This is a genomic window from Kribbella sp. NPDC055110, assembly GCF_053607525.1.
The window spans coordinates 72734-98186 of sequence record NZ_JBSGTS010000028.1 but is presented as its reverse complement, the minus strand read 5'-3'; the positions used below and the strand labels follow the sequence as shown (position 1 = coordinate 98186).

Sequence of the window (25453 nt, the reverse complement as noted above, 5' to 3'; positions counted from 1 at the left end):
ATTGTCCGTGGGCGCGGCTAGCGTGCGAGGCATGAACCGGATCGATCGGCTGTATGCGCTCGCGGAGGAGCTGCGCGCGGCAGGGCCTCGTGGGCGTACGGCGCGGCAGCTGGCGGCACGCTTCGAGGTGAGCGTGCGGACCATCGAGCGCGATCTCAGTGCGCTCGGGCAGGCCGGCGTACCGCTGGCGACGAAACAGGGCCGCACGGGTGGATACTCGGTGGATCGGTCGATGAGCCTCCCGCCGCTGAACTTCACCGCGCGGGAGGCGATGGCGGTCGCGGTGGCGTTGAGCCGGAGCAACCACGTGCTGTTCTCACGCGACTCACGGACTGCGCTGCAGAAGATCGTGGCCGCGATGCCGCAGCGGGATCTCGACGAGGCGCGTACGGCAGCTGCGAAGGTGCGGCTCCTGGTGCAGCCGGTGCCGGATCCGGACGGAGAGGTGGCCGAGCAGATCTGGCGTGCGGTGCGCGACAACCAGGTACTGCGGATCGAGTACACGGATGTCGGCGGGGTCGGGACCGAGCGGGAGGTCGAGCCGCAACACGTCGTCGTCGGGCCGAACGGCTCCTACCTGACCGCGTGGTGTCACCTGCGCCAGGAGGACCGGGTGTTCCGGATGGATCGGATCACGCGGGCCGAGCGCACCTCGACACCACCCTCCCGGCCGCTCGCGACCGGCGACCTGCAGGTCGACGGGTACGAAACCAAACTGCCGGATGCCGCGCTGCGTCCCGAGGATCTTTTCCCAACTCCGACATAGGGCTGTCGCGAACCGCTGAAACCGTGGGTCCACTGTCAACGGATGAAAGAGAGAGATCGATGAGTACTCCGGCCCCTGGCACGCTGGCCTGGTTCGAGGTCGCGACCGACGACCCCGAGACCACCCAGAAGTTCTACGGCAGCCTGTTCGACTGGACCTTCGAGTCCGACGGCGCCCTCGCCGCGACCGGCCTCGAGTACCGCAACATCAAGGCCTCCGGCGCCGACCGGCCGATGGGCGGCATCTTCGGCACCAACGGGCAGCTGCCGAACCACGCGGTGTTCTACATCCTGGTCGCCGACGTCGAAGCCACCTGCGCCGACGCCGAACAACTCGGCGGCACCGTGGTCGACAAGCGCCTCGACGGCCCCCTGAAGTTCGCCTACCTGCGCGACCCGGCCGGCAATCAGTTCGGCGTCTTCACCCCACCCGCCGCATGACACCACCCACGCACCGAGTGTCCTCGCCGGCCAACACCGGCGGGGACACTCGCGGGGACGCTGTGCGGGAGCTGTACGACGAGCTCACCGACGACCTGCTCTACGACCCTGCCGTCGGCCACGGCACGATCATGGGGCACCCGTGCATCCGTCTCGCCGGCCAGTTCGTCGCCTGCCTCGAGAGGAACGGCACGTCCCTGATCCTCAAACTCCCGGCCGCCCGAGTGACCGAGCTCATCACCGCCGGCACCGGAACCCCGTTCGCCCCGACCGGCAACGTGATGCGCGAGTGGGTCACCATCCCCACCCTCGACCGAACCCTCTGGCAATCCCTCCTCAGCGAAGCCGTCACCTTCGCCCGCCAGAACCTCCCGAGCAAATCCAGCTAGTTGGAGAGTTGCCAGGTGGGGTGGTCGGACGGCTGCGGCCGGTACGAGCACTGCGTGCCGGTGCGAACGGCGTCGCGGAGGTGGGCGGCGAGGGGCGGATCCACCGATTCGATCCGGGCGATGGCGGTAGCGATCGCCTTGGTGGCGGCGACTCGGGCGCGTTCGGCAGTGGATCCGGTCGCGCGTGGGCGGCCTGCGAGACCGACAGCCGAGGTGAGTTCGGCGAGGAGGGCTTCGCGTTCTGCGGTGAGGCGCTCCACGCGCGCCAGGTCCGCCCAGTCGGTGGCCTCGGCCAACTCGGTCGCGAGGTCGGACAGTCGTTGCCGGTACGCCGTGGCGGCCTGGCGGTCGAGCTGCGGGCCGGTGTCCGGCTGAATCACGGTGGCTGTGCCGTCGGTGACGAGGTCGATCGCCGACACTGTCCGGCCGGGCTGAGCCAGAAGCTGGTGCAGGTACTCGAAGCCGCGGAGCGCCCGCACCGGGCGAGCGTCGGACCCGATCAACCACAACCCGTCGCCGCCCGGCCGGAAATGTACGACGCCGGCAGCTGCCGGATCGGCTGCGGACTGTAGGCGGTTCTGCCACCACGGTGCGCCGAGGCGGCGGTAGGTCGTCAGGGCTCTGGTTCGTAGCTGGTCGGCTCGAGCATGGTCGCCGGTGAAGGCGGCGGCTCGGGCGAGCGAGTCGTCGGTGACGCCGTGGAAATAGACAGCTCCGGCGTTCACCACGGCCCGGTTCTCGTACGGCGTGAGCAGGCGCGCCGCCGTACGGACGATCTGCTCGTCGCCGACCGCGAGAGCCGCCTCGAGTACGCAGTGCAGGTTCAGGAGGTAGTTCACGTCCCGCGGCAGCGACTCCAGCACTTCCGGGCCGAGCTGTTCGAGCAGGACCCGGGCGCGATCGTGGCGACCGAGCAGCGCCCAGACCGACGCGGCTTCGCTGGCGACCTCTACGACTCCCTCGGACCGTGCGAACTGCTCCATCAGCTCCGCGATCTCGGCGCCGGCTTCGATCTCGCCGGCGTGCACCGCGGTATAGGCACGCATCACGCCCGTCACCATCCACGCATCGGCCAGTCCGGCCTCCGCGGCAGCATCGTCCGCGACCCCGATCAGCGCACCGGCGTCGGCCCCGCGGACGTGGTCGTACATCCACCGCCGGGATGCCGCGAAGAACCGGGCTCGTGGCGACTCTGCCGCCAGCAACTCCAAGGCGCGCAACTGGCGCTGGATCACGGGCACTCGCAGGGTCTCCCAGCCGACCTGCAGGCTCCAGAGATGGCCCCGGAGCCGAGCCTCGGAATCGAGTACGTGAGCAGACACCGCGTCCAACCGCGCGGCTGTCTCCTCCCGGAGCGTCAGCTCGTCCGGTCCCCAGTGAGCCGCGAGCACCGCATCCAGACAGTCCGCGATCAGCTCCAGGTCGCCGGCCTGCTCCGCATGTGCCAACGCGTCGTCCGCGAACGATGCGGCCCGGTCGGCGTGCCCGCCGTACGCCCAGCAGCGGGCCAGCGCCGCAGCGACCCGGGCACGGCCGGCGTCGTCGGTCGTCCGGACGAGTACGTCGTACAGCTCGGCCGCGAGCCGCCCCGGTTCCGTGCCGAAGACGTGCCCCGCCGCGGCACCGAGGACCACCCGGGTCCGCGCCGCCAGCTCGGTCTCACGCCGGCTCGTCACACCAATCACGGTACGGCGCGGAGCGCCACGCAGGCACAACCCCGTCCTTCGCGGCCCGAATGGCCGTTCTGGAGGGGTTGTGCCTGCGTGGGGGTTCAGGATCGGATCAAGGTCACCTCGGCGGCATGCTCGGCCTGCCGCGCCTCGTCCCAGTCTCCGGTGCAGTACACGCGCATCTCGGTGATCTCACCGGCGTCGTCGACGTCGGCAGCGATCTGTTCGCGGCAGTACCAGTCCTGTTCCTCGTGCCGCCACCGCTCCTCGAACGCCATCACGAACCCGCCTTCGGTCCGATCGACGCGCTCGACCCGGACCACGCCCGGGTGCGGGTGCAGCGCGCGCCGCCCCGCGACCGTCGCCGCGCCGGAGGCGAACTGCAACCGCCAGTGCGGCAGGCTCACGTCGGCGAAGCAGTTCGCCGCGAACGTGCCGTCGGGCGGCACCCCGGTCTCGAGCCACTCGACCAACCGCGCCGCCGACACGTCGACCTCGGCGGCGACGGTCCTCATGCCCGCTCCAGATTCGCCCCGACGACAGCCATCGTCTTGTCCAGTTCCGCTGTCGGGCTGAACTCGACGACGCTCGTCCCCGCCGTGATCAGCGGGAGATGGCCCGGTCCGGCGTAGTACGCGTCGCCGGCCTTGAACGTCTCGCTGTGATCGGCCCAGCGGAAGGTGATCTCCCCCGCCGTGACCACGCCCCAATGCGGGCACTGGCACCGGTCATCGGGCAGCCCGGCGAAGTACGGCGCCGGGTCCACATCACGGGGATAGCTCTCGAACGCGACGGTGTAGTCGCCCACCGCGGCGTACCTTCCGGTCAACTCGGGAATCTCGACCGCCACCGGCGTGGCTGCCAGGTTCGCACTCGGCATGGTGTCCTCCTCAACTAGGTCAACAGACACCCGTACGGCGTGACTCCGGAGGGAACAATCGTGACGAGCCCAGTGGTTCCGTAGGCTGCGCGGTATGGGTAGCAGTGTCTACGTTGCTTCGGTGGAGGGCACGACCGGGAAATCGACGGTCGCTCTCGGAGTGCTCCACCAGTTGTCCCGGCGGGTCGGGCGGGTGGCTGTGTTCCGGCCGATCGTCCGCGCGGACACCGCGACGCACGGCGGTCGGGACTACGTTCTCGATCTGCTGATCTCACAGGACGCGGTCAAGCAGTCGTACGACGACGGCGTCGGTGTCACGTACGACGAAGTACACGAGGATCCCGACGCGGCGCTGGACACGATCGTCCAGCGGTATCACGCGGTCGCCGAGCAGGCTGATGCGGTGCTGATCGTCGGCAGCGACTACACCGACGTCGGCACGCCGACCGAGTTCTCGTTCAACGCCAAGATCGCGGCGAACCTCGGCGCGCCAGTTCTCCTGGTGCTGAACGGTTTCGGCCGTACGCCGCACGACGTACGGGCGATCGCCGACATGGCCGCGGCCGAGCTCGCTGCGAACCACGGCACGCTCTTCGCGGTGATCGCCAACCGTGTGGACGACGGCGAGGGCAAGCTCCTTGTCGCCGCGCTCGACGGCATCGGAGCGCCGGCGTTCGCGATCCCCGAGGAGCCGGTGCTGAACCAGCCGCTCGTCGCCGACCTGATGGCCCCGATCGAGGGCCGGATGCTGAGCGGCGACCCGCAACTGCTGACCCGCGAGGTCACCGGGCTGATGATCGCCGGAATGACGATGCCGAACGTGCTGGACCGCCTCTTCGACGGAGCCGCGGTCGTCACCGCCGGCGACCGCCCCGAGGTCGTGCTCGGCGTGCTGATGGCGCACGCATCGAGGACTTTCCCGCAGATCGCGGCCATCGTCCTCAACGGCGGCTTCGAGCTTCCCAGCCAGGTGCAACGGCTGATCGAGGGCCTCGGTGTCACGTTGCCGATCATCGAGACCGACCTCGGTACGCAGGCCACCTCCGCGAAGCTCACCGCCGTCCGCGGCCGGCTCACGAAGGATGCGCCGCGCAAGATCGACACGGCCCTGGCGCTCTTCGACCGGTACGTCGACGGTCCGGCGCTGCTCGACCAGCTCGCGCTCGCCCGGAGTAGCGCGGTGACGCCACTCATGTTCGAGCACCAACTTGTCGACCGGGCCGTCTCCGACCGCAGGCACATCGTGCTGCCGGAGGGCGAGGAGGAGCGGATCCTGCGCTCGGCCGACGTACTGCTGCGGCGGGGCGTCGCCGACCTCACCCTGCTCGGCGATCCGACCACGATCAGCGCGAGGGCCGCCGCGCTCGGCGTCGACGTGACCGCGGCGCACGTCGTACATCCGGAGAACAGTGAGCTGACCGAGCAGTTCGCCGCCGAGTACCACCGGCTGCGGCAGCATCGGGGCGTCGACCTCGACCGCGCACGCGAACTGGTTCGGGACGTCTCGTACTTCGGCACGATGATGGTCCAACTCGGACTCGCGGACGGGATGGTGTCGGGCGCCGTCCACACCACCGCGCACACCATCCGGCCCGCCCTCGAGGTGGTGAAGACCGTCCCGGACGTCTCGGTCGTCTCGTCGGTGTTCTTCATGTGCCTGCAGAACCAGGTCCTGGTGTACGGCGACTGCGCGGTGAACCCGGACCCGACCGCCGAGCAGCTCGCCGACATCGCGATCTCGTCCGCCGCGACCGCGCTCCAGTTCGGCGTCGATCCCCGGGTCGCGATGCTGTCGTACTCGACCGGCGCCTCCGGCACCGGCACCGACGTCGAAAAGGTGTCCAAGGCAACGAACATCGTCCGCGAACGCGCACCGCAACTGCCGGTCGAGGGGCCAATCCAGTACGACGCCGCGATCGACGCGGCCGTCGCGCGGACGAAGCTGCCGGACTCCCCCGTCGCCGGACGGGCCACTGTGTTCGTGTTCCCCGACCTGAACACCGGCAACAACACCTACAAGGCAGTGCAGCGCTCGGCGAATGCCGTCGCGGTCGGCCCGGTCCTGCAGGGGCTGCGCAAACCGGTCAACGACCTGTCGCGAGGAGCGACCGTCCGGGACATCATCAACACGGTCGCGATCACCGCGATCCAGGCACAGCAATGACCCACCATGTGCTCGTGATCAACGCCGGATCGTCATCGCTCAAGTACAGCCTGGTCGACGCGAAGACCGGTGCGGCCGCGGCGACGGGGCTGGTCGAGCGGATCGGCGAGGAGCAGAGCCATCACGTGCACCACGGGCCTGCGGGTTCCTACGACGACGATCAGGCGGTCGCGGATCACGAGGGCGCGCTGGAGGCGGCCGTACGGGCGTTTGCGACCCATGGTCCCGCGCTCGCCGAGGTGGACATCGTTGCCGTCGGCCACCGGGTTGTCCACGGCGGCGACCGGTTCGCGGCGCCGGCGTTGGTCGACGACGAGTTGATCGCGGCGGTGACCGACCTGGTTCCGCTGGCTCCGCTGCACAATCCCGCGAATCTCGAGGGCATCGAGGTTGCGCGGCGGCTGCTGCCGGACCTGCCGCATGTGGCGGTGTTCGACACCGCGTTCCATCAGACGTTGCCGCCGTACGCCTACACGTACGCGGTGCCGAGCTCCTGGCAGGACGAGTACGGGATCCGGCGGTACGGGTTTCACGGCACGTCGCACTCGTTCGTGTCCGGGCAGGCGGCCGGGTTGCTCGGGCGCTCGATCGAGGACGTGAACCTGATCGTGCTGCATCTCGGCAACGGTTGCTCCGCCACCGCCGTACGAGGTGGCACGTCGGTGGACACGTCGATGGGGCTGACGCCGTTGGAAGGGCTGGTGATGGGGACCCGGTCGGGCGATCTCGATCCGGCGATCCACGGGCACCTCGCGCGGGTCGCGGGGCGCTCGGCCGAGGAGACCGACCGGGCGCTGAACTCGGAGTCCGGGCTCAAGGGGCTCACCGGCGCGAACGACTTCCGCGAGGTGTCACGCCGCCGGGCGGCCGGGGACGAGCGGGCACAGCTCGCGTTCGACATCTACTGCTACCGCTTGAAGAAGTACATCGGCGCGTACTACGCCGTACTAGGACGGGTCGACGCGATCGTCTTCACCGCCGGCGTCGGCCAGCACTCCGCCGAAGTCCGGGCCGCCGCCCTCAGCAACCTGGAGTCCCTGGGCATCCACCTCGACCCAGCTCGCAACGCCAACCCCATCGACCAAGTCGCCTCCACCGAGGACAGCCCGGTGGCCGTCCTCGTCATCCCCACGAACGAGGAATGGGAGATCGCCCGGCAGGCTCTGGACGTCGTAGGCGGCTAGAACCCTCTTAGGTGTCCGGTGACTGGGTTCGGAACGCTTCGACCGCGGTGGGGAGGGTGTAGAAGACGCGGTCGGGGCCCAGGCGGTCGAGGAAGCCGGCGTTGTCCAGGTCGTCGCGGAGTTCCTGTTTGACCCGGGCGAGGGCGAGGACGATGCCGCGGGACTTCAGGTCCTCGCGCAGTGCGTCGAGGGCGTCGAGGGCGGTGATGTCGATCTCCACGTTCGCCTCGGTGTTCAGCAGGAACCAACGCACCGGGGTCGTCGCCTCGTCGACGGCGGCCAGTGCGCGACGGTGGAAGTCCTCGGCGTTCGCGAAGAACAACGGCGAGTCGTACCGGTACACGACCAGCCCCGGCACCGGCCGCGCTTCCGGGTAGTCGTCGAGGTCGTGCATCCCCGCGATCCCGGGCACGTAGCCGAGGATCCCGTCGTGCGGCCGGGCGACACGTCGCAGTACGTCGATGACGGACAGCGCAACCGCGACGAGTACGCCGTACAGGACGTTGAGCGCGACCACGCCGACAGTCGTTGCCACCGCGAGCAGGAACTCGCTGCGCCGGAACGACGCGATGCGGCGAAACTCCCCCAGTTCGATCAGGCGCAGCGCGGCGTACACGACCAAGGCGCCGAGTGCGGGGATCGGGAACGTCTCGAGCAGCGGGCCGGCGAAGAGCAGCGTCGCGACGATCGTCAGCGCGGCCACCAGCGAGTAGACCTGGCTCTTCGCGTTGGAGGCGGCTGCGAGGGCGGTACGGCTACCGCTGCTGCTGATCGGGAAGCCGCGCACGAGGCCCGCCGAGACGTTGGCCAGTCCGAGTACGAGCAGCTCGCGGCCTGGGTCGATGCGCTCGCCTTCACCGCGGCTCGCGAATGCGCGGGCGGTGAGCACCACATCGGTGTAACCGACCAGCGCGACGCCGACCGCGGGCAGCACGAGGATGCCGAGATCGTGCATCGACAGGGCGGGCACGTGCGGTAGCGGCAGACCGCTCGGAATCGAACCGACCAGCGCCACTCCCCTGTCGCCCAGGCCTGCCGCCCAAGTAACTAGCGCTGCTAGCGCCACGACGACCAGCGGGCCAGGCAGGCGCGGAGTCCAGCGCGCCAGGGCGAGCAGCAACGCCAGAGCCGCCATCGACAACAGCACCGGCGCGAGCTTCCATTCACCGATCAGCCGGAGCGCGGACACGACCTCCGCCGGCGGCGAGTCACCTTTGACGGAAGCGCCGGTGAGCCGGCCCAGCTGGCCGGTCATCATGATCACCGCGATCCCGGTCAGATATCCGATCAACACCGGCTTGGACAGCAGATCCGCCAGGAACCCGAGCCGCGCGGCCCACCCGACCACGCAGATCGCTCCTACTAGCAGTGCTAGCACGGCGGCCAATCCGGCGTACCGCACTGGGTCACCAGCCGCGAGCGGGCCGATCGCAGTGGCCGTGAGGAGCGCCGTCGTCGACTCCGGACCGAGCGACAGCAGTCGTGACGAGCCGAGGAAGAAATAGAGCACTAACGGACCGAGCGCCACCCATAACCCGGTCACCGCCGGCAGGCCGGCGAGCTGTGCATACGCCATCACCTGCGGCACGAAGTACGCCGCGACCGTGAGCCCCGCGAGTACGTCGGAACGCAACCAGCCCCGCTGATACTGCCGCAGCGTCTCGACGCCCGGAATCGTCAAGCTCCATCCCCTCTCGGCAACGGCTGCTACCCAGTGTCCTTCCTGCTCGGGGCTTTCGGCTCTACTGCCACGCTCGAACTCACCAGACTGTTGATTTGTGCACCCATTCTGGGAGTCCGTTTCCATCCGCCGGATGCCGTCGTACATTGAATGGTGGTGATGCACCGATGCCCCAGGTGAGATTCCACAGCGACGAGCCGACCGCCGTCCGGCGCGGTCACCTTGCCCCCGAACAATTGGCGGACTGGGTGCCGTCGGCGTGTGCGGTCGTGGCCGAACATCTACGGCACCACGGCATCGCCCCGACCGGGTACCCGTTTGCCCGCTGGCATCCGCTACCTGGCGGCGTGATCGAGGCCGAGGCCGGATTCCCGGTCCGTACGCCGATCGCGACCAGCGGAGAGGTCGAAGCGTCCTCCCTGCCCGCCGGGCCGGTGCTCGCGGTCTGGCATACCGACCCGGACGAGAAGCTTCCGCTCACCTACCACGCCGTCCACGACTGGCTGGAAACCGAGCATGCGGTCGCTACCGGGGACAGCTGGGAGGTCTACCACGACCTCCCGACCTGCGAGCACGTCGGAACCCGCATCGAGATCGTCCAGCCGATCAGCTTCCCCACCACCGCACCCCACCACAACTGACCCGGCCCAGCGGGTTCGGCGGGGGTCAGCGGGTTCGGCGGGGGTCAGCGGGTTCAGCGGGTTCAGCGGGTTCAGCGGGTTCAGCGGGTTCAGCGGGTGATGGTTTGGGCGGCTTCTGCCAGTTCGGCGAGGCGGTGGGCGCGGGCGGACTCGGCCGGGGTGAACGGTTCTCCCGGCCGGCTGAACGCGAACAGACCGGTCCACGGCGACGGCACCTTCAGCACCGTCCCGTCGTCGGGCAGCTGCCCCGCCAGCGTCGCCCGATTCGTCACGAGCTGAGCGCCGAGCAACTCGGCGACGGCATGCGGCAGCTCGCCCGGATCCGCGACCACGCGGGCCGACAGGCTCAACGCCTTCGTCTGACCGTCCACCAACGCCAACGCGGTCGTCGGCCATACGTGGGTCTCGCGCCCGCCGCCCGACTCGATCGCAAGCTCGAGGTCAGCGGCCGTGATGTCATCCGGCGTCGAGACGACCAGCTCGTCCCGCACCCCGTCGTCGATCGGATGAACATGCAGCCCGAGGATGTTCGCGTCCAGCACGGCGAGCTGCCGCGTAACGCTCTCCAGCGTTCCCGCCCGGTCGTCGAGCGTCACACGGATCCGCCACAGCGTCCCGATCCCGTGCCGCGGACGAACCTTCGGAGCATGCAGCCAGGACCGCAGCAGCCGCATCGTCGACGGCTCCACAACCCAGATGACGAGCGCTGTCGTCACGCTCGCCAGCACGGCGACCGAGACCAGGTACGGCGGATGCGCGGCGAGCACCACCGCGTGCAGCGCCAGCTCTACCGGGGCGATCGCCACCAGTTTCGCCAGCGTCAACCGGAGTCGCCGAGGATGCGGCAGACGTCCACACACGTCACAGGCGGTTCCGCCCGTGATCGTCGTACGCAACGAGTCCATGCTCCAAGGGTCGCCGCCACAGATTGCCCGGCTGTTGCGCCGGTATGAAGTTCGTCAGGCATCGAATCAAGCTGCCGACGTGACGCTCCGTACGGCGTCGGTCACGCAGCGAGGGCGAGCAGCCTCACGATGTCGACGTGCATGTCGCCTTCCCCGGCCCGGACTCCTGGCACCCCGAACGTTGTCATGCCGACCAAGACAGGCGTGCTCAGGCTCGGTCGGCGGAGAGTTCCTCGGCGATGCGATTGCCGATGACGAGGCAGGCTGTGGCGGCGGGCGACGGCGCGTTCAGTACGTGCAACGCGCGGCCGTCGCGGAGGAACAAGAAGTCGTCGACCAGCTTTCCGTCGCGGGTCACGGCCTGAGCGCGAACGCCGCTCCCGGACCGTCGTACATCGGAAACCTGCAACTCCGGCAGCATCCGCCGCGCCTCGCGGACCAGCGCACGACCGGTGAGCGAGCGCACGATCTCCTTCGCGCCGGTGCGCGCGTACCGACGCGCAAGCTTCCAGGACCCGCGGTACGTCGCCGACTCCCACACATCCCGTACGACGATCTGCGACCACCGGTAGCCCTCGCGGGACAGCGCGGGGACCGCGTTCGGGCCGACGTGGACGCTTCCGTCGATCCCGCGGGTCAGGTGCACACCGAGGAACGGCAGGTCAGGGTCGGGCACCGGATACACGAGCCCCTTCACCAGGTACTCCCGCTCAGGCACAAGCTCGCTGAACTCGCCCCGGAACGGCAGGATGCGGACCCCTGGTTCAAGCCCGGACGCCCGCGCAAGCCGGTCGCTGTGCAGGCCCGCACACACAGCCACCCGGTCGGCCTCGATCACTTCGTCCGTTGTCCGCACGCGCACCATGGAGCCCGCGTTCTCGACCGCAGTCACGGACACACCGGTCCGGATCTCACCGCCTGCCGCCCGTACGTCGTCAGCGAGCGCGGCAGCAACGAGCTTGAAGTCGACACGTCCCGTCGAGTCGACGGCGAGAGCACCCTTCACCCGCAGGTGCGGTTCGCGCTCGGCGACCTCGTCCAGGTTCAGGCGGCGTACCGGAACGCCGTTCTCGCGGCCGATCCCGAACAGGCGATCGAGCTGCGGCAGTTCGGCCTCCGTCGTCGCGACGACCAGTTTGCCCGGTACGTCGAGCGGGATGCCCTTCTCCTCGCAGTACTCGCGCAGCGCCGCACCGCCCGCCACCGCGAACCGCGCCTTCAACGAGCCCGGACGGTAATACAGCCCCGAGTGCACCACGCCGGAGTTGTGGCCGGTCTGGTGCGCGCCGACGGCCGGTTCCTTCTCGAGTACGACGACCGGCGTACCGGGATCGAGCCGCTGTAGGCTTCGCGCCACAGCCAGCCCCACGATCCCGCCACCGACCACCACCGCAGATCTCGTCACCTGTGAAAAGAGGGCGGACCTACGGTCAGAAATACAGCCACTTGCGCAGCTCCGTCGCGATCGATCGGCCTTCCCAGGTGAACCGCTCATCGACGTCCATCCCGCTAGCTAACCATCGTAACGGTTCATAATGGTTAGCCCGTGTGGGCGATCTGTTCCTGGATCCGGAACTCCAGGCCGTCCGCGACCGCGAGGTACACGTCCTGGTCGACGAGATTGCCGTCGAGGCGGAGCAGGCCGCGCGGGCTGTCGTAGAAGTGGCCGCTCGGGAGGCCGGCCGACATCGCGATCGAGCCGCTGATCTCGCCGAGACGGGCGAGGAAGCGGATCGCCTCGTAGCAGGATTCGCCGACGGCGTTGAGCGCGGGCGCGAAGGTCCCGAAGCGGGCGTAGTACTGCCGGGCGAACTCGCTGCTCTCGACGGTGGTGAGTTTGTCGAAGTACGCCGCGGCCGCGTAGACGCCGTGGTTCGCGCCTGAGCCCGCGCCGAGCAGCGTGTTCTCCTCGATCGCCGGGCTGAGCCGCAGCAGTTTCTCGCTCAGTCCACCGGCCGCGAACTGACGGTTGAAATGCACCGCGTCCTGGCCCATCAGGAGCATGATCACGCCGTCGGCATCGGTTGCCCGGAGCCCGTCGATGACGTCCCGGAAGTCCGCCGTACCGAGTGGGACGTACGCCGCGTGCACGATCTCGGATCCCGTTCCCTGCAAGGCTTCCTGCGCCACCGATCCAGTAACCCGCGGATACACGTAATCGTTGCCGACGACAACCCAACGCCGCGCGCCGAGGTGCTCGCGCAACCAATGCGCCGCCGGCAGCAACTGGTTGACCGGGCGCTCGCCGAGCATGAACACACCGGGCGTGTCGTCGCCGCCCTCGTGCATCGCGGCGAACGCGTACACGACCCGCCCGCCGATGCGTCGAGTGAGCGCCACCCGGACCGCGGAGATGTGCCACCCAGCCACCGCCTCGACGCGACCCGCATCGACCAGTCGCCCCACATCCTCGGCGACAACCTCGGGCGGTCGGCCGGCGTCGACCTGGACGAGCTCGACCCGGCGGCCGGCGATGCCGTTCCGGGCGTTCAGCTGCTCGACAGCGAGCTGGCCGCAGGCGAGACAGGACGGTCCGTAGATCCCGGTCGGGCCCTGCAACGGCACCACGAAGGCGATCGGCAGTACGTCGGAGCGCCGCACCGTCACCTCCTCCCGCCGTACATTCGCTCAAGTGTGGACGAACCGGAGGCGGAACATCGACCGAACGGCTATATTTCCCACCACCTGAACCGATGAGGGGGTCCTGCGTGCTCCTCTTGCTGAAGCGGATCGAGCGGCAACTCGAGCTGGGTCTGCAGCCGTTGCTCGACGAGTTCGGCCTGACGATCGAGCAGTGGCGGGTCATGGCCGCGCTCCACGAGGAGCCCGGGCAGCCGATGTCGATGCTCGCGGAATCCGCCGTACTGCCGGCCGCGAGCCTGACCCGGCACGTCGACAAGCTGGTCGAGCGCGGGCTGGTGCTGCGACGCATCCATCCGGACGACAAGCGGCGGATCGTCACGGCACTGTCCCCCGTCGGCGGCACGGTAGCCGATCGCCTCGGTGCGGCCCAGCGCGAGCTCGAGGCGGACCTTGCGAAGTACTTCCAGATGGAAATACACGAACGTAGCGGATCGGCAACACCCCGGTAACACGGCGTTCCTAGGTTCCTTCCATTCGGGTGCATCCCCCGCCGGCAGCGTCGCCGGTCCGCCGGAGCACCGCTCGCCCGAAGGTGCCGCCAGGAGTTCGCCCATGTCTGTGGAACCCTCGCTCGACCACCGCACCACCGCTGACCCCGCTGCCCCGACCACCGCGACCCGCGAGACGCTGGAGGACTACACCCTCCGGTTCGCGCCGCGCAGCTACCGGAAGTGGTCGACCGGCGTCGTTGCCGTCTCGGCCCTCGGCGGGATCGCGTACCTCGCCGACTTCGCGATCGGCGCGAACATCGGGATCTCGTACGGGACCACGAACGCGCTGTGGGGTATCGCGATCTTCGCCGTGGTGATCTTCGCGACCGGCCTGCCGCTCGCGTACTACGCCGCGCGCTACAACATCGACCTGGACCTGATCACCCGCGGCAGCGGCTTCGGGTACTACGGCTCGGTCGTCACCAACGTGATCTTCGCGTCGTTCACGTTCATCTTCTTCGCGCTCGAAGGCTCGATCATGGCGCAGGGCCTTCGGTTGGGGCTGCACGTGCCGCTCTGGCTCGGGTACGCCGTCTCGACGCTGGTGATCTTCCCGCTGGTCATCTACGGGATGAAGGTGCTGTCCACGCTCCAGGTCTGGACGACGCCGCTGTGGCTGATCCTGATGGTGCTGCCGTTCTGCTACCTGCTGATCTCGCACCCTTCCTCGGTGTCGACGTTCTTCTCCTATGGTCCGGACGCCGACTTCGGCTCGATGCTGCTCGCGGCGGGCGTGTGCCTGTCGCTCATCGCGCAGATCGCCGAACAGATCGACTACCTGCGGTTCATGCCGCCGAAGACCCCGGAGAACTCGCGCCGTTGGTGGACGGCGGTGCTGCTGGCCGGGCCGGGCTGGGTGATCTTCGGCGCGCTGAAGCAGGTGATCGGCCTGTTCCTGGCCGTCTACCTGATCGCCAACGTCGCGGACTCGTCGTCGATCGCGAACCAGCCGGTGCACCAGTTCCTGGAGATCTATCGCGGGTTCCTGCCCGGGTGGCTGGCGATGACGCTGGCCGTCGTACTGGTCGTCATCAGCCAGGTGAAGATCAACGTGACGAACGCGTACTCCGGTTCGCTGGCCTGGACGAACTCGTACACGCGGCTGACCAGGCACTACCCCGGACGGCTGGTGTTCCTCGGGTTCAACCTGGTGATCGCGCTGGTGCTGATGGAGGCGAACATGTTCGACTTCCTGAATACCATCCTCGGCTTCTACGCGAACTGCGGGATGGCGTGGATCGTGGTCGTTGCCTCGGACATCGTCTTCAACAAGTACCTGCTGGGGCTGTCGCCCAAGGCTCCCGAGTTCCGGCGCGGGATGCTGTACGCCGTCAACCCCGTCGGCTTCGGCTCGATGGCCGCGGCCGCGGGCGTGTCGATCATCGTGTTCTTCGGTGGATTCGGCTCGGGGATCAAGCCGTACTCACCACTCGTCGCGATCGGGCTGGCCCTCGTACTGCCGCCGGTGCTCGCGGTGGCCACGCGCGGGAAGTACTACCTGCGGCGCGTCGACGACGGGTTGGACCTGCCGATGTACGACGAGCACGGCAACCCGTCGGGCGCCGTACTGACATGTCATGTGTGCCGGCAGGACTACGAGCGCCCAGACATGACCGCGTGCGCGACCCACTCCGCCGCGGTGTGCTCGCTATGCCTGAGCACAGACAAGATCTCCGACCACGTCCTACCGTCCCAAACATGACCTCCCCCCGGCTGGGGCTGGCATGATGCAGGTTGGGGAGAGTTTCTTCCCATATCGGGTAGAAAACCCTCCCCAACCCGGCGTATGGAGCCGGATCTTGGCTCCTCCATCGAGGCTGCAGCCTCCGACTTGCGAAGGGAGTCAGCGGCGGTCGGTTCCTGCGCCGATGCCAGGGCGGCCCCGCAACCCCACACCATGAACTTCACTCCCGCTGACGTCGAGAAGCTGCTGCTCTCCGTGGCCGGCATGGTCGCCCGCGACCGGCTGGCCCGGGGAGTGCTGCTCAACCACCCCGAAGCCGTCGCCCTACTCAGCACCTGGGTCATCGAACGCGCCCGCGAAGGCGCCCGCGTCGCCGACCTGATGGAATCCGGCCGCACCGTCCTCACCCGCGACCAGGTCATGCCCGGCGTCGCCGAACTCCTGCATGACGTGCAGGTCGAGGCGACGTTCCCCGACGGCCGCAAACTCGTGACTATCCACAGCCCGATCATTTGAAGGCAGAAACCATGGCCGACGACGATAGACTTAGCAAGGAAAGACAGGGTGCGGACAAACCAACTACCCCGACCGCCCCACCAACACCCAGCACGACCGCACCCGCAACACCCAGCACCACCGCACCGGCAACGCCCAGCGTGGTGGCGCCTGGAGCGGTCCGCGTGCGACCGGGGACCATCCGACTGAACGCCGACCGCTCCGACGACGAACGTTTACGGCTGGTGATCGTGAACGCCGGCGACCGGCCGATCCAGATCGGCTCGCACCTGCACCTGCCGGACGCCAACACGTCCCTCACCTTCGACCGCGAGGCCGCCCACGGGTTTCGGCTGGACATCCCGTCGGGTACGTCGCAGCGGTTCGAGCCCGGTGCCTCGCGTGAGGTGGCCTTGGTAGCGCTGCGCGGTAGGCGGCGGGTGCCCGGGATCCAGCTGAAGCCGGCACCGCCGGTCGAGTCCGGCGAGGTGGACCGTGGTTGAGATCTCGCGTGCTGCGTACGCCGCGCTGTACGGGCCGACCGTCGGCGACCAGGTCCGGCTCGGTGACACCGACCTGTGGATCGAGGTCGAGCAGGACTTCACCGTCGGTGGCGAGGAGGTCATCTTCGGTGGTGGCAAGTCCATCCGCGAGTCGATGGCACAAGGTACGACGACCCGCGCGGAAGGTGCGCCCGACACGGTCATCACCAACGTGCTGGTCGTGGACTGGTGGGGCATCGTCCGCGCCGACGTGGGGATCCGCGACGGCCGGATCGTGGCGCTCGGCCGCGCGGGCAACCCGGACATCGCGGACGGCGTACACCCCGACCTCCAGATCGGGCCGTCCACCGACGTGATCGCCGGCGAGGGTCGCATCCTCACCGCCGGCGCGATCGACTCGCACGTTCACCTGTTGTCGCCGTCGCAGCTCCACGAGGCGCTGGCGACCGGGATCACCACGATCGTCGGCGGCGGCACCGGCCCGAGCGAGGGTTCGAAGGCGACCACGGTCACCCCCGGCGCGTGGCACCTCGAGCAGATGCATCGCGCGCTGGACGCCGTACCGCTCAACATCCTCCTGCTCGGCAAGGGCAACACGGTCAGCGCGGAGGCCCTCGCCGAACAGGCGCTCGCCGGCGCGGCCGGGTACAAGTTGCACGAGGACTGGGGCTCGACGCCGGCCGCGATCGATGCCGCTCTGCGCGCGGCTGACGAGTGGGGTCTTCAGGTCGCGCTGCACGCCGACAGCCTGAACGAGGCCGGGTACGTCGAGTCGACGCTCGGTGCGATCGCGGGCCGGGGCATCCACGCGTTCCACGTCGAGGGCGCGGGCGGTGGTCACGCGCCGGACATTCTCACGATCGCGTCGTACCCGCATGTCATCCCGGGCTCCACGAACCCGACGTTGCCGCACACCGTCAACACGATCGCCGAGCACCTCGACATGCTGATGGTCTGCCACCATCTCAGCCCCAACGTGCCCGAGGATCTCGCGTTCGCCGAGTCGCGGATCCGCGCGACCACGATCGCGGCCGAGGACATCCTGCACGACCTCGGCGCGCTGTCGGTGACGTCGTCCGACGCGCAGGCGATGGGCCGGATCGGCGAGGTCATCACCCGCACCTGGCAGGTCGCGCACGTGATGAAGCACCGCCGCGGCCAGCTCGGTGAGGTCGCGGACAACGAGCGGGTGCGCCGGTATGTCGCGAAGTACACGATCAACCCGGCCATTGCCCACGGCATCGATCACGTCGTCGGGTCGGTGGAACCGGGCAAGCTCGCGGACCTCGCGCTCTGGGACCCGCGGTACTTCGGGGTCCGCCCGAGTCTGGTGATCAAGGGCGGCGCGATCGCCTGGGCCGCGCTCGGCGATCCGAACGCGTCGATCCCGACGCCGCAGCCGGTGCTGATGCGGCCCGCGTTCGGTGATGCGATCGGGGCGGATCTCTCGTACACGTTCGTGTCTCCGGCCGCGCTCGAGGACGGGCTGGCCGAGCGGCTCGGTCTGCGTCGGGGGCTGCTCGGCGTACGGCCGACACGCGAGATCACCAAGGCGGATCTGAAGAACAACGACGCGTTGCCGGCGATCGACATCGATCCGGAGACGTTCGCGATCAAGGTCGACGGTGAGCTGGTCGAACCGGCGCCGGCGTCGGTCCTCCCATTGGCTCAGCTCTACGCGATGTTCTGATGGGCAACACGGAACTGGTCGCGATGATGCTCGCCGACGGCCGCCTGCCGACCGGCGGGCACACCCAGTCCGGCGGATTGGAGCCCGCCGTACGCGCGGGACTGGGTGCCGACGGCAAGCAACTCGGCGACGTCGCGGCGTACGCCCGGGATCGCCTGCGTACGACGACCCGCGTCGAAGCAGCCGTCGCCGTGGTGACCCGCCACATCGCATCGTCGCTTTGCGGAACAAATGTTGCACCAGGCGACGAAAATGTTCCGGAAACCGCCCGCAACGCCGACGCCGTGGCGCTGGTCGAGGCGGTCGCGTCGGTCGACGCGCAGACCACGAGTTCGCCGAGTCGTGCAGATTGGCTCGGGGCAGGTCTGACGAGTCGTGGATTGTGGCTGGAGAAACGCGCAATCGACGACCGAAATCCACGACTCGTCGAACACGCCACCCAGGGTGGGGTGGGGTGCGGGAGTTGGGGGGTGGTCGAGGCGGCGTGGGCGGCGCGGGTGCCGAGCCACGTGGTGCGAGGCGTCTCGCGACGGCAGGGGCGACTGTTATTGCGCCTGGCGCGCCGCGTCTGGCCCGACGTATCGACGTACCTGCCGAACGACGGCGAGATTGCGCGACCCGTTGTGCTCGGGGTTGTCGGAGCAGTGACTGGACTGTCCGCGGAGCAAGTGGCGCGGACCGTCGCGTACGACGACGCGCAGACCGTCATCTCCGCGTCCCTGAAGTTGCTGCCCGTGGACCCGGCCGATGCAGCGACGTGGTTGGCGGGCCTTCACGACGACATCGAGTGGCTCGTCAAGGACGTCGCGCCGCTGACCCGAATCGACGAGATCCCGGCCGACGGTGCGCCGCAGATCGACGTGTTCGCGCACAACCACGCGATCGAGAGAATGAGGTTGTTCCATGCCTGAAGTGCCTGAAGTGCCTGAAGTGCCTGAGACCCGCTCCTTCCGTCTCGGGGTCGCCGGCCCGGTCGGTACGGGCAAGAGCTCGCTGATCGCGACCGTGTGCCGCGAACTCGCCGGCGAGCTCCGGCTCGGGGTCATCACCAACGACATCTACACCGACGAGGACGCCCGGATGCTCAAATCAGCCGGCGTACTCGACCCGGAACGCATCCGTGCCGTCGAGACCGGCGCCTGCCCCCATACCGCGATCCGCGACGACGTCACGCCGAACCTGATCGCGGTCGAGGACCTCGAACGCGACTTCGCGCCGCTCGATGTCGTACTGGTCGAGTCCGGCGGCGACAACCTGACCGCGACGTTCTCCCCCGCGCTCGTCGACGCGCAGATCTTCGTACTCGACGTGGCCGGCGGCGGCGACGTGGCACGCAAGGGCGGCCCCGGTATCGCCCGCGCCGATCTCCTCATCGTGAACAAGACCGATCTCGCGCCGTACGTCGAAGTCGACGTCGAGCAAATGGTGAAGGACGCCGAGACGGCCCGCGACGGGAAACCGGTGATCGCGCTCTCCCGCACGGATCCCGCGTCGGTCGCCCGCCTGACGGCATGGGTTCGCTCGATGGCGCACGCCGTACACGCCGGGAACCACACGCCCGTCGATCCCGGACCGATGGCTCCGCATTCGCACGTCGCGGAGAACGGCGAAGTCATCACCCATGTCCACGCGCATTGAGGTCGTCGCCGACCCGGTCCGCGACCGCTGCCTGCTGACGACCGACCACCTGTCACCGCGGCAACTGCCCGGCGCGGACGGCCTTGTACGCGTTGCCCTCGTCGCCGCCGGCGCACTGCTGCTCGCCGGTGACGACGTGCGCATCGAGATCGCGGTCTCCGGCGCCGTACGGCTGGAGATCGTGGAGACCGCCGGAACCGTTGCCTATGGCATGCGTGGCGGTTCCGCGCGCTGGGACATCGACATCCGGCTGACGGACGGCGCGAGCCTCCAGTGGTACGCCGAACCGTTCGTCGTCTCCGCCGACGCCGAGGTCACCCGTACGACGACCGCACGCCTCGAGGCCGGCTGCACCGCACACCTTCGCGAGTCACTCGTCCTCGGCCGCCACGGAGAGACCGGCGGCATCCTGCGCACCGCGACCCGCGCCTTCCTCGGCGAGGACCTGCTCCTCGCCGAGGATCTCGACCTCTCCCCCGACACTCGCACCGGCTGGGCAGTCCTGGGTACGAACCGTTGCCTCGACACCGTCACCACACTCGGCTTCCGGCTCCCCGACGACCCGCAAACTCTGCAGCTCGAGGGCCCGGGATCGATCGTTCGCCGACTGGTGCACGAACAGCATCAGAGCACCCTGAACCGCCCAGCCTCCGCGAGCTACGCCCGGTAAGCGCTCCACATATTGCTCATGCGGGTGCTCTGGTCCGGGGTGAACTGGTTGTAGCCCGCCGAACCCGAGTCCGCCGAGAGAGCGCGCTCCGGCTACTCCGGGAGATCGCGGTCCAGGTGGTCGGCGTGGAACAGGGCCTGGTCGAGGAGGCGCTGCACGTGATGGTCGGCGGCCGAGTAATACACGAAGGTGCCTTCGCGACGGCCTTTGACCAGGCCGGCGAGGCGGAGTTTGGCCAGGTGCTGGCTGACTGCCGTCGGAGCGGCGCCGGCGAGTTCGGCGAGGCAGGCGACCGACGACTCGCCCTGGAGCAGTGCCCACAGGACCTTGATCCGGGTCGGGTCGGCGAGCAGGCGGAACGACTCGGCAGCGAGATGCACCTGCTCCTCGTTCGGCATCTCGAAGTCCTCGATCGACGAGTGCATGCCGCCGACCCTACCCGCCACCTGCCTACTTGCGTATCTGCATACTTGCGCAGCTATCATGCGCAGGTGACGAAATCCCGCAGACACGACCCTGGGCACGGCCACGGGCATGGGCATGGGCATGGGCATGGACACGGGCACGCGGCGCTGGAGACCAGCCGGGAAGGTATCCGCTGCCTGCAGTTCAGCTTCGCCGGGCTGATCCTCACCGCACTGATCCAGACCGTGATCGTGGTCTACACCGGCTCGGTCGCGCTGCTCGGCGACACCCTCCACAACTACGCCGACGCGTTCACGGCGATCCCGCTCGCGATCGCGTTCCTGGTCGGCCGCCGCGTCGCGACCCGCGCATATACGTACGGGTTCGGCCGCGCCGAGGACCTGGCCGGCATCGTCGTGGTGGTGCTGATCGCGGCCTCCTCGGCGTACGCCGGGTACGCGGCGATCACGCGGTTCATCCATCCCGCCGACGTCCGCCACGTCGGCGTACTCGTCGTCGCCGGCGTCGTCGGGTTCCTCGGCAACGAGGTGGTCGCGCAGTACCGGATCCGCACCGGGCGCCGGATCGGCTCGGCCGCGCTGGTCGCGGACGGGCTGCACGCCCGCACCGACGGGTACACCAGCCTGGCCGTCGTGCTCAGCGCGGTCGGCGCCTGGCTGGGCTTCCCGTTGGCCGACCCAATCATCGGCCTGCTGATCACGGTCGCGATCCTGTTCGTACTGCGGGACGCCGCCCGCGAGGTGTACCGGCGCCTGATGGACGCCGTCGACCCCGCGCTCGTCGACCGGACGGAGCAGGTCGTCCGGGCCGTTCCCGGCGTACTCGATGTCACCGGCATCCACCTGCGCTGGCTCGGCCACACGCTGCGCGCGGAGGCCCGCATCACGATCGATTCCAGCACGTCACTCGTCGACGCTCACCACCTCAGCCACCAGGTCGAGCGCGACTTGATCCACGCCGTAGCGCACCTGACCTCGGCGACCATCCACACCGAACCGCTCCCCCACGACGCGTCCTCGGCACACGACCTGATCGCGCGCTGATCGGCCTAGATGAAGATCGACAGCAGGAGCGTCATGGCCAGGCCCATGATCGAGATGAGGGTCTCCATCACCGACCAGGTCTTGATGGTCTCGCCAACGGTCATGCCGAAGTACTCCTTGACCAGCCAGAAGCCGGCGTCGTTGACGTGCGAGAAGAACAGCGATCCCGCACCGATCGCCAGCACCACCAGCGCGAGATGGCCCGTACTCTCGCCGGTCGCGAGCGGCGCGACGATCCCGGCCGCGGTCACCGTCGCGACGGTCGCGGAACCGGTCGCCAGCCGGATCAGGACCGCGACGATCCAACCCAACAGCAACGCCGAGAGGTTCGCCGCGATGGCGATCTTCGCGATCGCAGTACCGGTGCCGCCGTCGACCAGGACCTGCTTGAACCCGCCGCCGGCACCGACGATCAGCATCACGCCGGAAATCGGGAGAAGGCTCTCTCCGATCTTTCTGCTCAGCTCCGGGATGCCGAAACCCACCGCGGTGCCGAACGTGAACATCGCCAGCAGTACGGCGATCAGCAGCGCGACGATCGGGTCGCCGATGAACTGGAGAAACGGGTAGAGCGCGTTGTCCTTGCTCATCCAGACGTCCGACGCGGCCTTGATCAGCATCAGGGCCACCGGCAACAGAACTGTCCCGATAGTCGCGGTGAAGCTCGGCGTCCGGGTCCGGACAGTACCTGGCGCAGCGTCCTTGGGCGCGCCGCTGTGTTCGCCTTCGATCTCGTGGTGCCCGGCGCCGACCTCGAGCGCCGCGCCCGCGGCCCCGATCGGGACCCACCTCGCCGCGAGCCGCCCGAACAGCGGACCGGCGACGATCACCGTCGGAATCGCCACCAGCAGACCGAGCGCCAGCGTGATGCCCACGTTGCCCCCGAGTACGCCGATCGCGGCCAACGGACCCGGGTGCGGCGGTACGAACCCGTGCAGGACGGACAGGCCCGCGAGCGCCGGGATACCGAGCAGCATGGCTCGCGCGCCAGTACGCCGTACCGCGAGGACCACCACGGGAATCAGCAGTACGAGGCCGATCTCGAAGAACATCGGGATCCCGATGATGAAGGCGATCAGTGCCATCTTCCACGGGAGCGCGCCGGTCCGGCCGCGCAGGATCGTGTCGACCACCTGGTCCGCGCCGCCGGAGTCGGCGAGCAGCTTGCCCACCATCGCGCCGAGGGCGATCAGTACGCCGACGTACCCGAGGACGCTGCCGACGCCGTTCTCGTACGACTTCGTGACCGCCCCGGCGCCGATCCCGGACGCGACGCCGACGAACAGCGCCCCGATCGTGAGCGACAGGAACGCATGCACCTTGAACGCGACGATCAGCGCCACGATCACCGCGATCCCCAGCACGGCGACGATCAGCACCCGGGTGTCGTGCCCGTTCCACGGCGCGTGGACGTCCGCCTCGGCCACCAGCGGAACCAGACCGGCCTCGTAAGCGAGACTCATAGCTTCACCGCTTCCCGGACGCCACTAGAACCGGACCGCCGCAGACGCCCTCTTTTCGCAGTCTCCCACCGCGCAACGGAATCCGACGCCCGACGCGACGAGCCGATTCTGGTTACGGTCAGTCGGGAGTGACGGTCAGGAGCTGGTCGAGTACCTCTGCGGCCTCGTCGTAGCCGGCGTCTGCGATGCGTTGCAGTTCGCGGAGATCATGGGCGGCCGCCGCGCGCCGCGTCAGCAGCTCACCCGCGTGCAGGCAGCCCTCGTCCAGCAGATCGCTCAGCTCCTGTACGTCGCCGCGCGCCTCGGCCAGGTCCGCGAGCCGGTCCAGGGCCCGCTCGTTGCCGTCGTCAGCGAGCGCTCTCAGGGTTTCCCGATCGTTCTCGGAAATCGTCATACTCCGATCGTGCGCCCTTGCCCCCAAGGAGGGCAACGCGTCGTACTCGAGGGTCAACCGACGTGGACCCACGGAACCGTTCCTCGCCGCGGACGTCTTACGGGGCGGTGTTGAACCAGGTTCCTAGTCGTGGGAGTCGGCGGAGGACGAGTTGGTCGAGGAGGAGGACGGCGGCCAGGGTGAGGCCGAACAGGGGCAGGAAGATGGCGAGGGCGGTGACGAGGACGGCCAGGGCTGGGGTTGCGCGGAGTGGGAGCCTGCCGCGGGGTGCGCCGAGGGACTTGCCCTTCGGGCGGCGGCGCCACCACATCAGCGGTCCGCTGACGCACATGAAGATCACGCCGAGACAGAAGACCGTGGTCAGCCAGAAGTTGAACGTGCCCAGGCGCCGGCCCTCGTGCAGCGCGATGCCCTGGGCAACGACCTTCGCCAGGGCCGGGTAGTCGCTGTACCCGTACGTCGACACCACGCGGCCGCCGTACCGGTCGACATGCAGCGTGCGCTCCTTGCCGGGGTCGTTGAACGCGTACCCGATCGCCGAGAAGACGCCCTCGTCGTCGGCGGGTAGGGCGATCGTCATCGGTCGGCGCAGCCCGTTGCGCTGGCCGACCTCGATCGCGGTGTCGACGGTGGCCACCGACCGTTGACCGTCGGCCGGATTCGAGCGCGGTACTTCGGATTTGCCCAGACCCCACGGCACCGAGTGGCTGTGCGGGAGCGATTCGTCCAAGGTCGAGGTCGGGTTCGACAGCGCACCGGGATCCTCGCCCCAGAACGACGTACCTTGATGGGTCGCGAGCTCCTGGGTCTTCGCGCCCCAGAACCCGGTCCACGGCAGACCCGACACGATCAGGAAGAGCAGCCCGAGACCGAGAACCGCGCCGGTGCGGCCGTGGCGTGAGCGCAGTACGGCGCCTGCCGCACCAGTAGCCCGTCGGCGCCCTCGCGCGACCCGTCCCCGGATGAACAGGTAGTAGCCGGTCAGCGCCATCACGATCGCCCAGCAGGCGGCGATCTCGATCACGTAGTCGCCCCAGCTGCCCGCCATCAGCTCGCCGTGCAGCAGGATCGCGGCGCCGGACAGCGTCGTGTCCGGGTTGAGCGAACCCAGCACCTTGCCTTCGTACGGATCGACGAACACGTCACGGGGCCCGGCCGCGGTGTCGACGGAGAACACCGTCGAGCGGTTCGGCGCGGAGGGCTCGGTCATCGACACCACGGTCGCGTCCGGGAAGGCCCGACGTACCTCGTCGAGCTGGGTCTCGTACGGCTGCGCGACCAGGCCGGCGGGCTGGGCGACCTTCATCAGGTCGGCGTGCAGGACCGGCTCGAGCTGGAAGCGGAACAGGTAGATCAGACCCGTCGCGGCGAGGATCAGCAGGACCGGGATCACCAGGAAGCTGGCGTAGAAATGCCATCGCCAGAACGCACGGAACAGCCCGGCGCCGCGGCCACGCGCACTGCTGTCCAGCTTCGCAGGGGTCTCCAGAACTGCGCTCAACGTCCACTCCTTCTCCGCAACGGTCCATGAGAGGAGTCGGTTCGCCGGAGCGATCAGTTCCAGCCGGCCGATGTGGCGTGGGACACAGATGC

At 68.8% G+C, this 25453-nt stretch carries 26 protein-coding genes; 15 read left to right on the top strand and 11 right to left on the bottom strand.

The annotated features are described in order from the left end of the window. Positions 1-31 precede the first annotated feature (31 nt). The 3 genes from ACWF0M_RS32115 to ACWF0M_RS32105 all read left to right on the top strand — a co-directional run bounded on the left by ACWF0M_RS32115 (position 32) and on the right by ACWF0M_RS32105 (position 1595). A complete protein-coding gene (locus tag ACWF0M_RS32115; RefSeq protein ID WP_452239488.1) occupies positions 32-766 on the top strand; it encodes a helix-turn-helix transcriptional regulator in 735 nt (244 codons plus the stop codon). Between the two features lie 59 nt (positions 767-825). After that, complete coding sequence (locus tag ACWF0M_RS32110) at positions 826-1206, top strand: VOC family protein (RefSeq protein ID WP_452239487.1); 381 nt, start codon at positions 826-828, stop codon at positions 1204-1206. Between the two features lie 62 nt (positions 1207-1268). Continuing rightward, positions 1269-1595: a hypothetical protein gene (locus ACWF0M_RS32105; protein ID WP_452239486.1), complete on the top strand. Its 327-nt coding sequence runs from the start codon at positions 1269-1271 to the stop codon at positions 1593-1595. Here ACWF0M_RS32105 and ACWF0M_RS32100 read toward each other — a convergent pair. The 3 genes from ACWF0M_RS32100 to ACWF0M_RS32090 form a co-directional block, all read right to left on the bottom strand. Further along, positions 1592-3271, bottom strand: coding sequence for a hypothetical protein (locus ACWF0M_RS32100; RefSeq protein WP_452239485.1), 1680 nt, complete (start codon positions 3269-3271; stop codon positions 1592-1594). The genes ACWF0M_RS32105 and ACWF0M_RS32100 overlap by 4 nt on opposite strands. A 95-nt stretch (positions 3272-3366) precedes the next feature. After that, positions 3367-3780 carry a hypothetical protein gene (locus ACWF0M_RS32095; protein WP_452239484.1) on the bottom strand — a complete coding sequence of 138 codons (414 nt, stop codon included), beginning with the start codon at positions 3778-3780 and terminating at the stop codon, positions 3367-3369. Beyond that, complete coding sequence (locus ACWF0M_RS32090) at positions 3777-4145, bottom strand: cupin domain-containing protein (protein WP_452239483.1); 369 nt, start codon at positions 4143-4145, stop codon at positions 3777-3779. Before ACWF0M_RS32090 ends, ACWF0M_RS32095 begins: the two co-directional genes overlap by 4 nt. A 94-nt stretch (positions 4146-4239) precedes the next feature. Between ACWF0M_RS32090 and pta the strand changes: the two genes are divergently transcribed. Both pta and ACWF0M_RS32080 read left to right on the top strand, forming a co-directional pair. Beyond that, on the top strand, positions 4240-6309 hold the full coding sequence (gene pta, locus ACWF0M_RS32085) for a phosphate acetyltransferase (protein WP_452239482.1): 2070 nt from the start codon (positions 4240-4242) through the stop codon (positions 6307-6309). Beyond that, positions 6306-7493 carry an acetate/propionate family kinase gene (locus ACWF0M_RS32080; protein WP_452239481.1) on the top strand — a complete coding sequence of 396 codons (1188 nt, stop codon included), beginning with the start codon at positions 6306-6308 and terminating at the stop codon, positions 7491-7493. The genes pta and ACWF0M_RS32080 overlap by 4 nt, the downstream gene beginning before the upstream one ends. A gap of 7 nt (positions 7494-7500) precedes the next feature. Here ACWF0M_RS32080 and ACWF0M_RS32075 read toward each other — a convergent pair whose 3' ends face one another. Then, complete coding sequence (locus tag ACWF0M_RS32075) at positions 7501-9174, bottom strand: SulP family inorganic anion transporter (RefSeq protein WP_452239480.1); 1674 nt, start codon at positions 9172-9174, stop codon at positions 7501-7503. A gap of 167 nt (positions 9175-9341) precedes the next feature. On the opposite strand from ACWF0M_RS32075, the gene ACWF0M_RS32070 reads away from it, so the two are divergent. Next, complete coding sequence (locus tag ACWF0M_RS32070; protein WP_452239479.1) at positions 9342-9815, top strand: GyrI-like domain-containing protein; 474 nt, start codon at positions 9342-9344, stop codon at positions 9813-9815. 89 nt (positions 9816-9904) lie between these two features. On the opposite strand, the gene ACWF0M_RS32065 is transcribed toward ACWF0M_RS32070, so the two are convergent. The 3 genes from ACWF0M_RS32065 to ACWF0M_RS32055 all read right to left on the bottom strand — a co-directional run bounded on the left by ACWF0M_RS32065 (position 9905) and on the right by ACWF0M_RS32055 (position 13321). After that, entirely contained in the window at positions 9905-10720 is an 816-nt protein-coding gene (locus ACWF0M_RS32065) for an amino acid-binding protein (protein ID WP_452239478.1), read from the bottom strand. Positions 10721-10928: 208 nt separating this feature from the next. After that, entirely contained in the window at positions 10929-12125 is a 1197-nt protein-coding gene (gene lhgO, locus ACWF0M_RS32060) for an L-2-hydroxyglutarate oxidase (RefSeq protein ID WP_452239477.1), read from the bottom strand. 134 nt (positions 12126-12259) lie between these two features. Next, complete coding sequence (locus tag ACWF0M_RS32055) at positions 12260-13321, bottom strand: substrate-binding domain-containing protein (protein ID WP_452239476.1); 1062 nt, start codon at positions 13319-13321, stop codon at positions 12260-12262. A gap of 107 nt (positions 13322-13428) precedes the next feature. On the opposite strand from ACWF0M_RS32055, the gene ACWF0M_RS32050 reads away from it, so the two are divergent. The 8 genes from ACWF0M_RS32050 (at position 13429) to ACWF0M_RS32015 (ending at position 20534) form a co-directional block, all read left to right on the top strand. After that, positions 13429-13812: a MarR family winged helix-turn-helix transcriptional regulator gene (locus ACWF0M_RS32050; protein WP_452239475.1), complete on the top strand. Its 384-nt coding sequence runs from the start codon at positions 13429-13431 to the stop codon at positions 13810-13812. 103 nt (positions 13813-13915) lie between these two features. Then, complete coding sequence (locus tag ACWF0M_RS32045; RefSeq protein ID WP_452239474.1) at positions 13916-15556, top strand: purine-cytosine permease family protein; 1641 nt, start codon at positions 13916-13918, stop codon at positions 15554-15556. A 195-nt stretch (positions 15557-15751) separates the two neighbouring features. Then, positions 15752-16054: an urease subunit gamma gene (locus tag ACWF0M_RS32040; protein WP_131337901.1), complete on the top strand. Its 303-nt coding sequence runs from the start codon at positions 15752-15754 to the stop codon at positions 16052-16054. A 140-nt stretch (positions 16055-16194) separates the two neighbouring features. Next, positions 16195-16536, top strand: a complete 342-nt coding sequence (gene ureB / locus ACWF0M_RS32035) for an urease subunit beta (RefSeq protein WP_452239473.1) — start codon at positions 16195-16197, stop codon at positions 16534-16536. After that, positions 16529-18226, top strand: a complete 1698-nt coding sequence (locus ACWF0M_RS32030) for an urease subunit alpha (protein WP_452239472.1) — start codon at positions 16529-16531, stop codon at positions 18224-18226. Before ureB ends, ACWF0M_RS32030 begins: the two co-directional genes overlap by 8 nt. Beyond that, on the top strand, positions 18226-19137 hold the full coding sequence (locus ACWF0M_RS32025) for an urease accessory protein UreF (protein WP_452239471.1): 912 nt from the start codon (positions 18226-18228) through the stop codon (positions 19135-19137). The genes ACWF0M_RS32030 and ACWF0M_RS32025 overlap by 1 nt, the downstream gene beginning before the upstream one ends. A gap of 10 nt (positions 19138-19147) precedes the next feature. Then, positions 19148-19864, top strand: a complete 717-nt coding sequence (ureG, locus tag ACWF0M_RS32020; protein ID WP_452239470.1) for an urease accessory protein UreG — start codon at positions 19148-19150, stop codon at positions 19862-19864. Next, entirely contained in the window at positions 19848-20534 is a 687-nt protein-coding gene (locus ACWF0M_RS32015; protein ID WP_452239469.1) for an urease accessory protein UreD, read from the top strand. Before ureG ends, ACWF0M_RS32015 begins: the two co-directional genes overlap by 17 nt. A 92-nt stretch (positions 20535-20626) precedes the next feature. On the opposite strand, the gene ACWF0M_RS32010 is transcribed toward ACWF0M_RS32015, so the two are convergent. Then, positions 20627-20959, bottom strand: a complete 333-nt coding sequence (locus tag ACWF0M_RS32010; RefSeq protein WP_452239468.1) for an ArsR/SmtB family transcription factor — start codon at positions 20957-20959, stop codon at positions 20627-20629. Between the two features lie 66 nt (positions 20960-21025). Here ACWF0M_RS32010 and ACWF0M_RS32005 point away from each other — a divergent pair, with 66 nt between their 5' ends. After that, positions 21026-22003, top strand: coding sequence for a cation diffusion facilitator family transporter (locus ACWF0M_RS32005; protein ID WP_452239467.1), 978 nt, complete (start codon positions 21026-21028; stop codon positions 22001-22003). 5 nt (positions 22004-22008) lie between these two features. Here ACWF0M_RS32005 and ACWF0M_RS32000 read toward each other — a convergent pair whose 3' ends face one another. The 3 genes from ACWF0M_RS32000 to ACWF0M_RS31990 form a co-directional block, all read right to left on the bottom strand. Continuing rightward, positions 22009-23466 (bottom strand): GntT/GntP/DsdX family permease, encoded by a 1458-nt coding sequence (locus tag ACWF0M_RS32000; protein ID WP_452239466.1) that lies wholly within the window; start codon positions 23464-23466, stop codon positions 22009-22011. Between the two features lie 118 nt (positions 23467-23584). Beyond that, positions 23585-23860 (bottom strand): hypothetical protein, encoded by a 276-nt coding sequence (locus ACWF0M_RS31995; RefSeq protein WP_452239465.1) that lies wholly within the window; start codon positions 23858-23860, stop codon positions 23585-23587. A 97-nt stretch (positions 23861-23957) separates the two neighbouring features. Further along, complete coding sequence (locus ACWF0M_RS31990) at positions 23958-25361, bottom strand: PepSY-associated TM helix domain-containing protein (protein ID WP_452239464.1); 1404 nt, start codon at positions 25359-25361, stop codon at positions 23958-23960. Positions 25362-25453 lie beyond the last annotated feature (92 nt).

Coding starts and splice junctions, on each gene's coding strand:
- pta (WP_452239482.1), top strand. CDS start 4,240: ATGGGTAGCAGTGTCTACGTTGCTTCGGTGGAGGGCACGACCGGGAAA.
- ACWF0M_RS32115 (WP_452239488.1), top strand. CDS start 32: ATGAACCGGATCGATCGGCTGTATGCGCTCGCGGAGGAGCTGCGCGCG.
- ACWF0M_RS32015 (WP_452239469.1), top strand. CDS start 19,848: ATGTCCACGCGCATTGAGGTCGTCGCCGACCCGGTCCGCGACCGCTGC.
- ACWF0M_RS32010 (WP_452239468.1), bottom strand. CDS start 20,959: ATGCACTCGTCGATCGAGGACTTCGAGATGCCGAACGAGGAGCAGGTG.
- ACWF0M_RS32070 (WP_452239479.1), top strand. CDS start 9,342: ATGCCCCAGGTGAGATTCCACAGCGACGAGCCGACCGCCGTCCGGCGC.
- ACWF0M_RS32080 (WP_452239481.1), top strand. CDS start 6,306: ATGACCCACCATGTGCTCGTGATCAACGCCGGATCGTCATCGCTCAAG.
- ACWF0M_RS32025 (WP_452239471.1), top strand. CDS start 18,226: ATGGGCAACACGGAACTGGTCGCGATGATGCTCGCCGACGGCCGCCTG.
- ACWF0M_RS32095 (WP_452239484.1), bottom strand. CDS start 3,780: ATGAGGACCGTCGCCGCCGAGGTCGACGTGTCGGCGGCGCGGTTGGTC.
- ACWF0M_RS32110 (WP_452239487.1), top strand. CDS start 826: ATGAGTACTCCGGCCCCTGGCACGCTGGCCTGGTTCGAGGTCGCGACC.
- ACWF0M_RS32040 (WP_131337901.1), top strand. CDS start 15,752: ATGAACTTCACTCCCGCTGACGTCGAGAAGCTGCTGCTCTCCGTGGCC.
- ACWF0M_RS31995 (WP_452239465.1), bottom strand. CDS start 23,860: ATGACGATTTCCGAGAACGATCGGGAAACCCTGAGAGCGCTCGCTGAC.
- ACWF0M_RS32045 (WP_452239474.1), top strand. CDS start 13,916: ATGTCTGTGGAACCCTCGCTCGACCACCGCACCACCGCTGACCCCGCT.
- ACWF0M_RS32090 (WP_452239483.1), bottom strand. CDS start 4,145: ATGCCGAGTGCGAACCTGGCAGCCACGCCGGTGGCGGTCGAGATTCCC.
- ACWF0M_RS32000 (WP_452239466.1), bottom strand. CDS start 23,466: ATGAGTCTCGCTTACGAGGCCGGTCTGGTTCCGCTGGTGGCCGAGGCG.
- ACWF0M_RS32065 (WP_452239478.1), bottom strand. CDS start 10,720: ATGGACTCGTTGCGTACGACGATCACGGGCGGAACCGCCTGTGACGTG.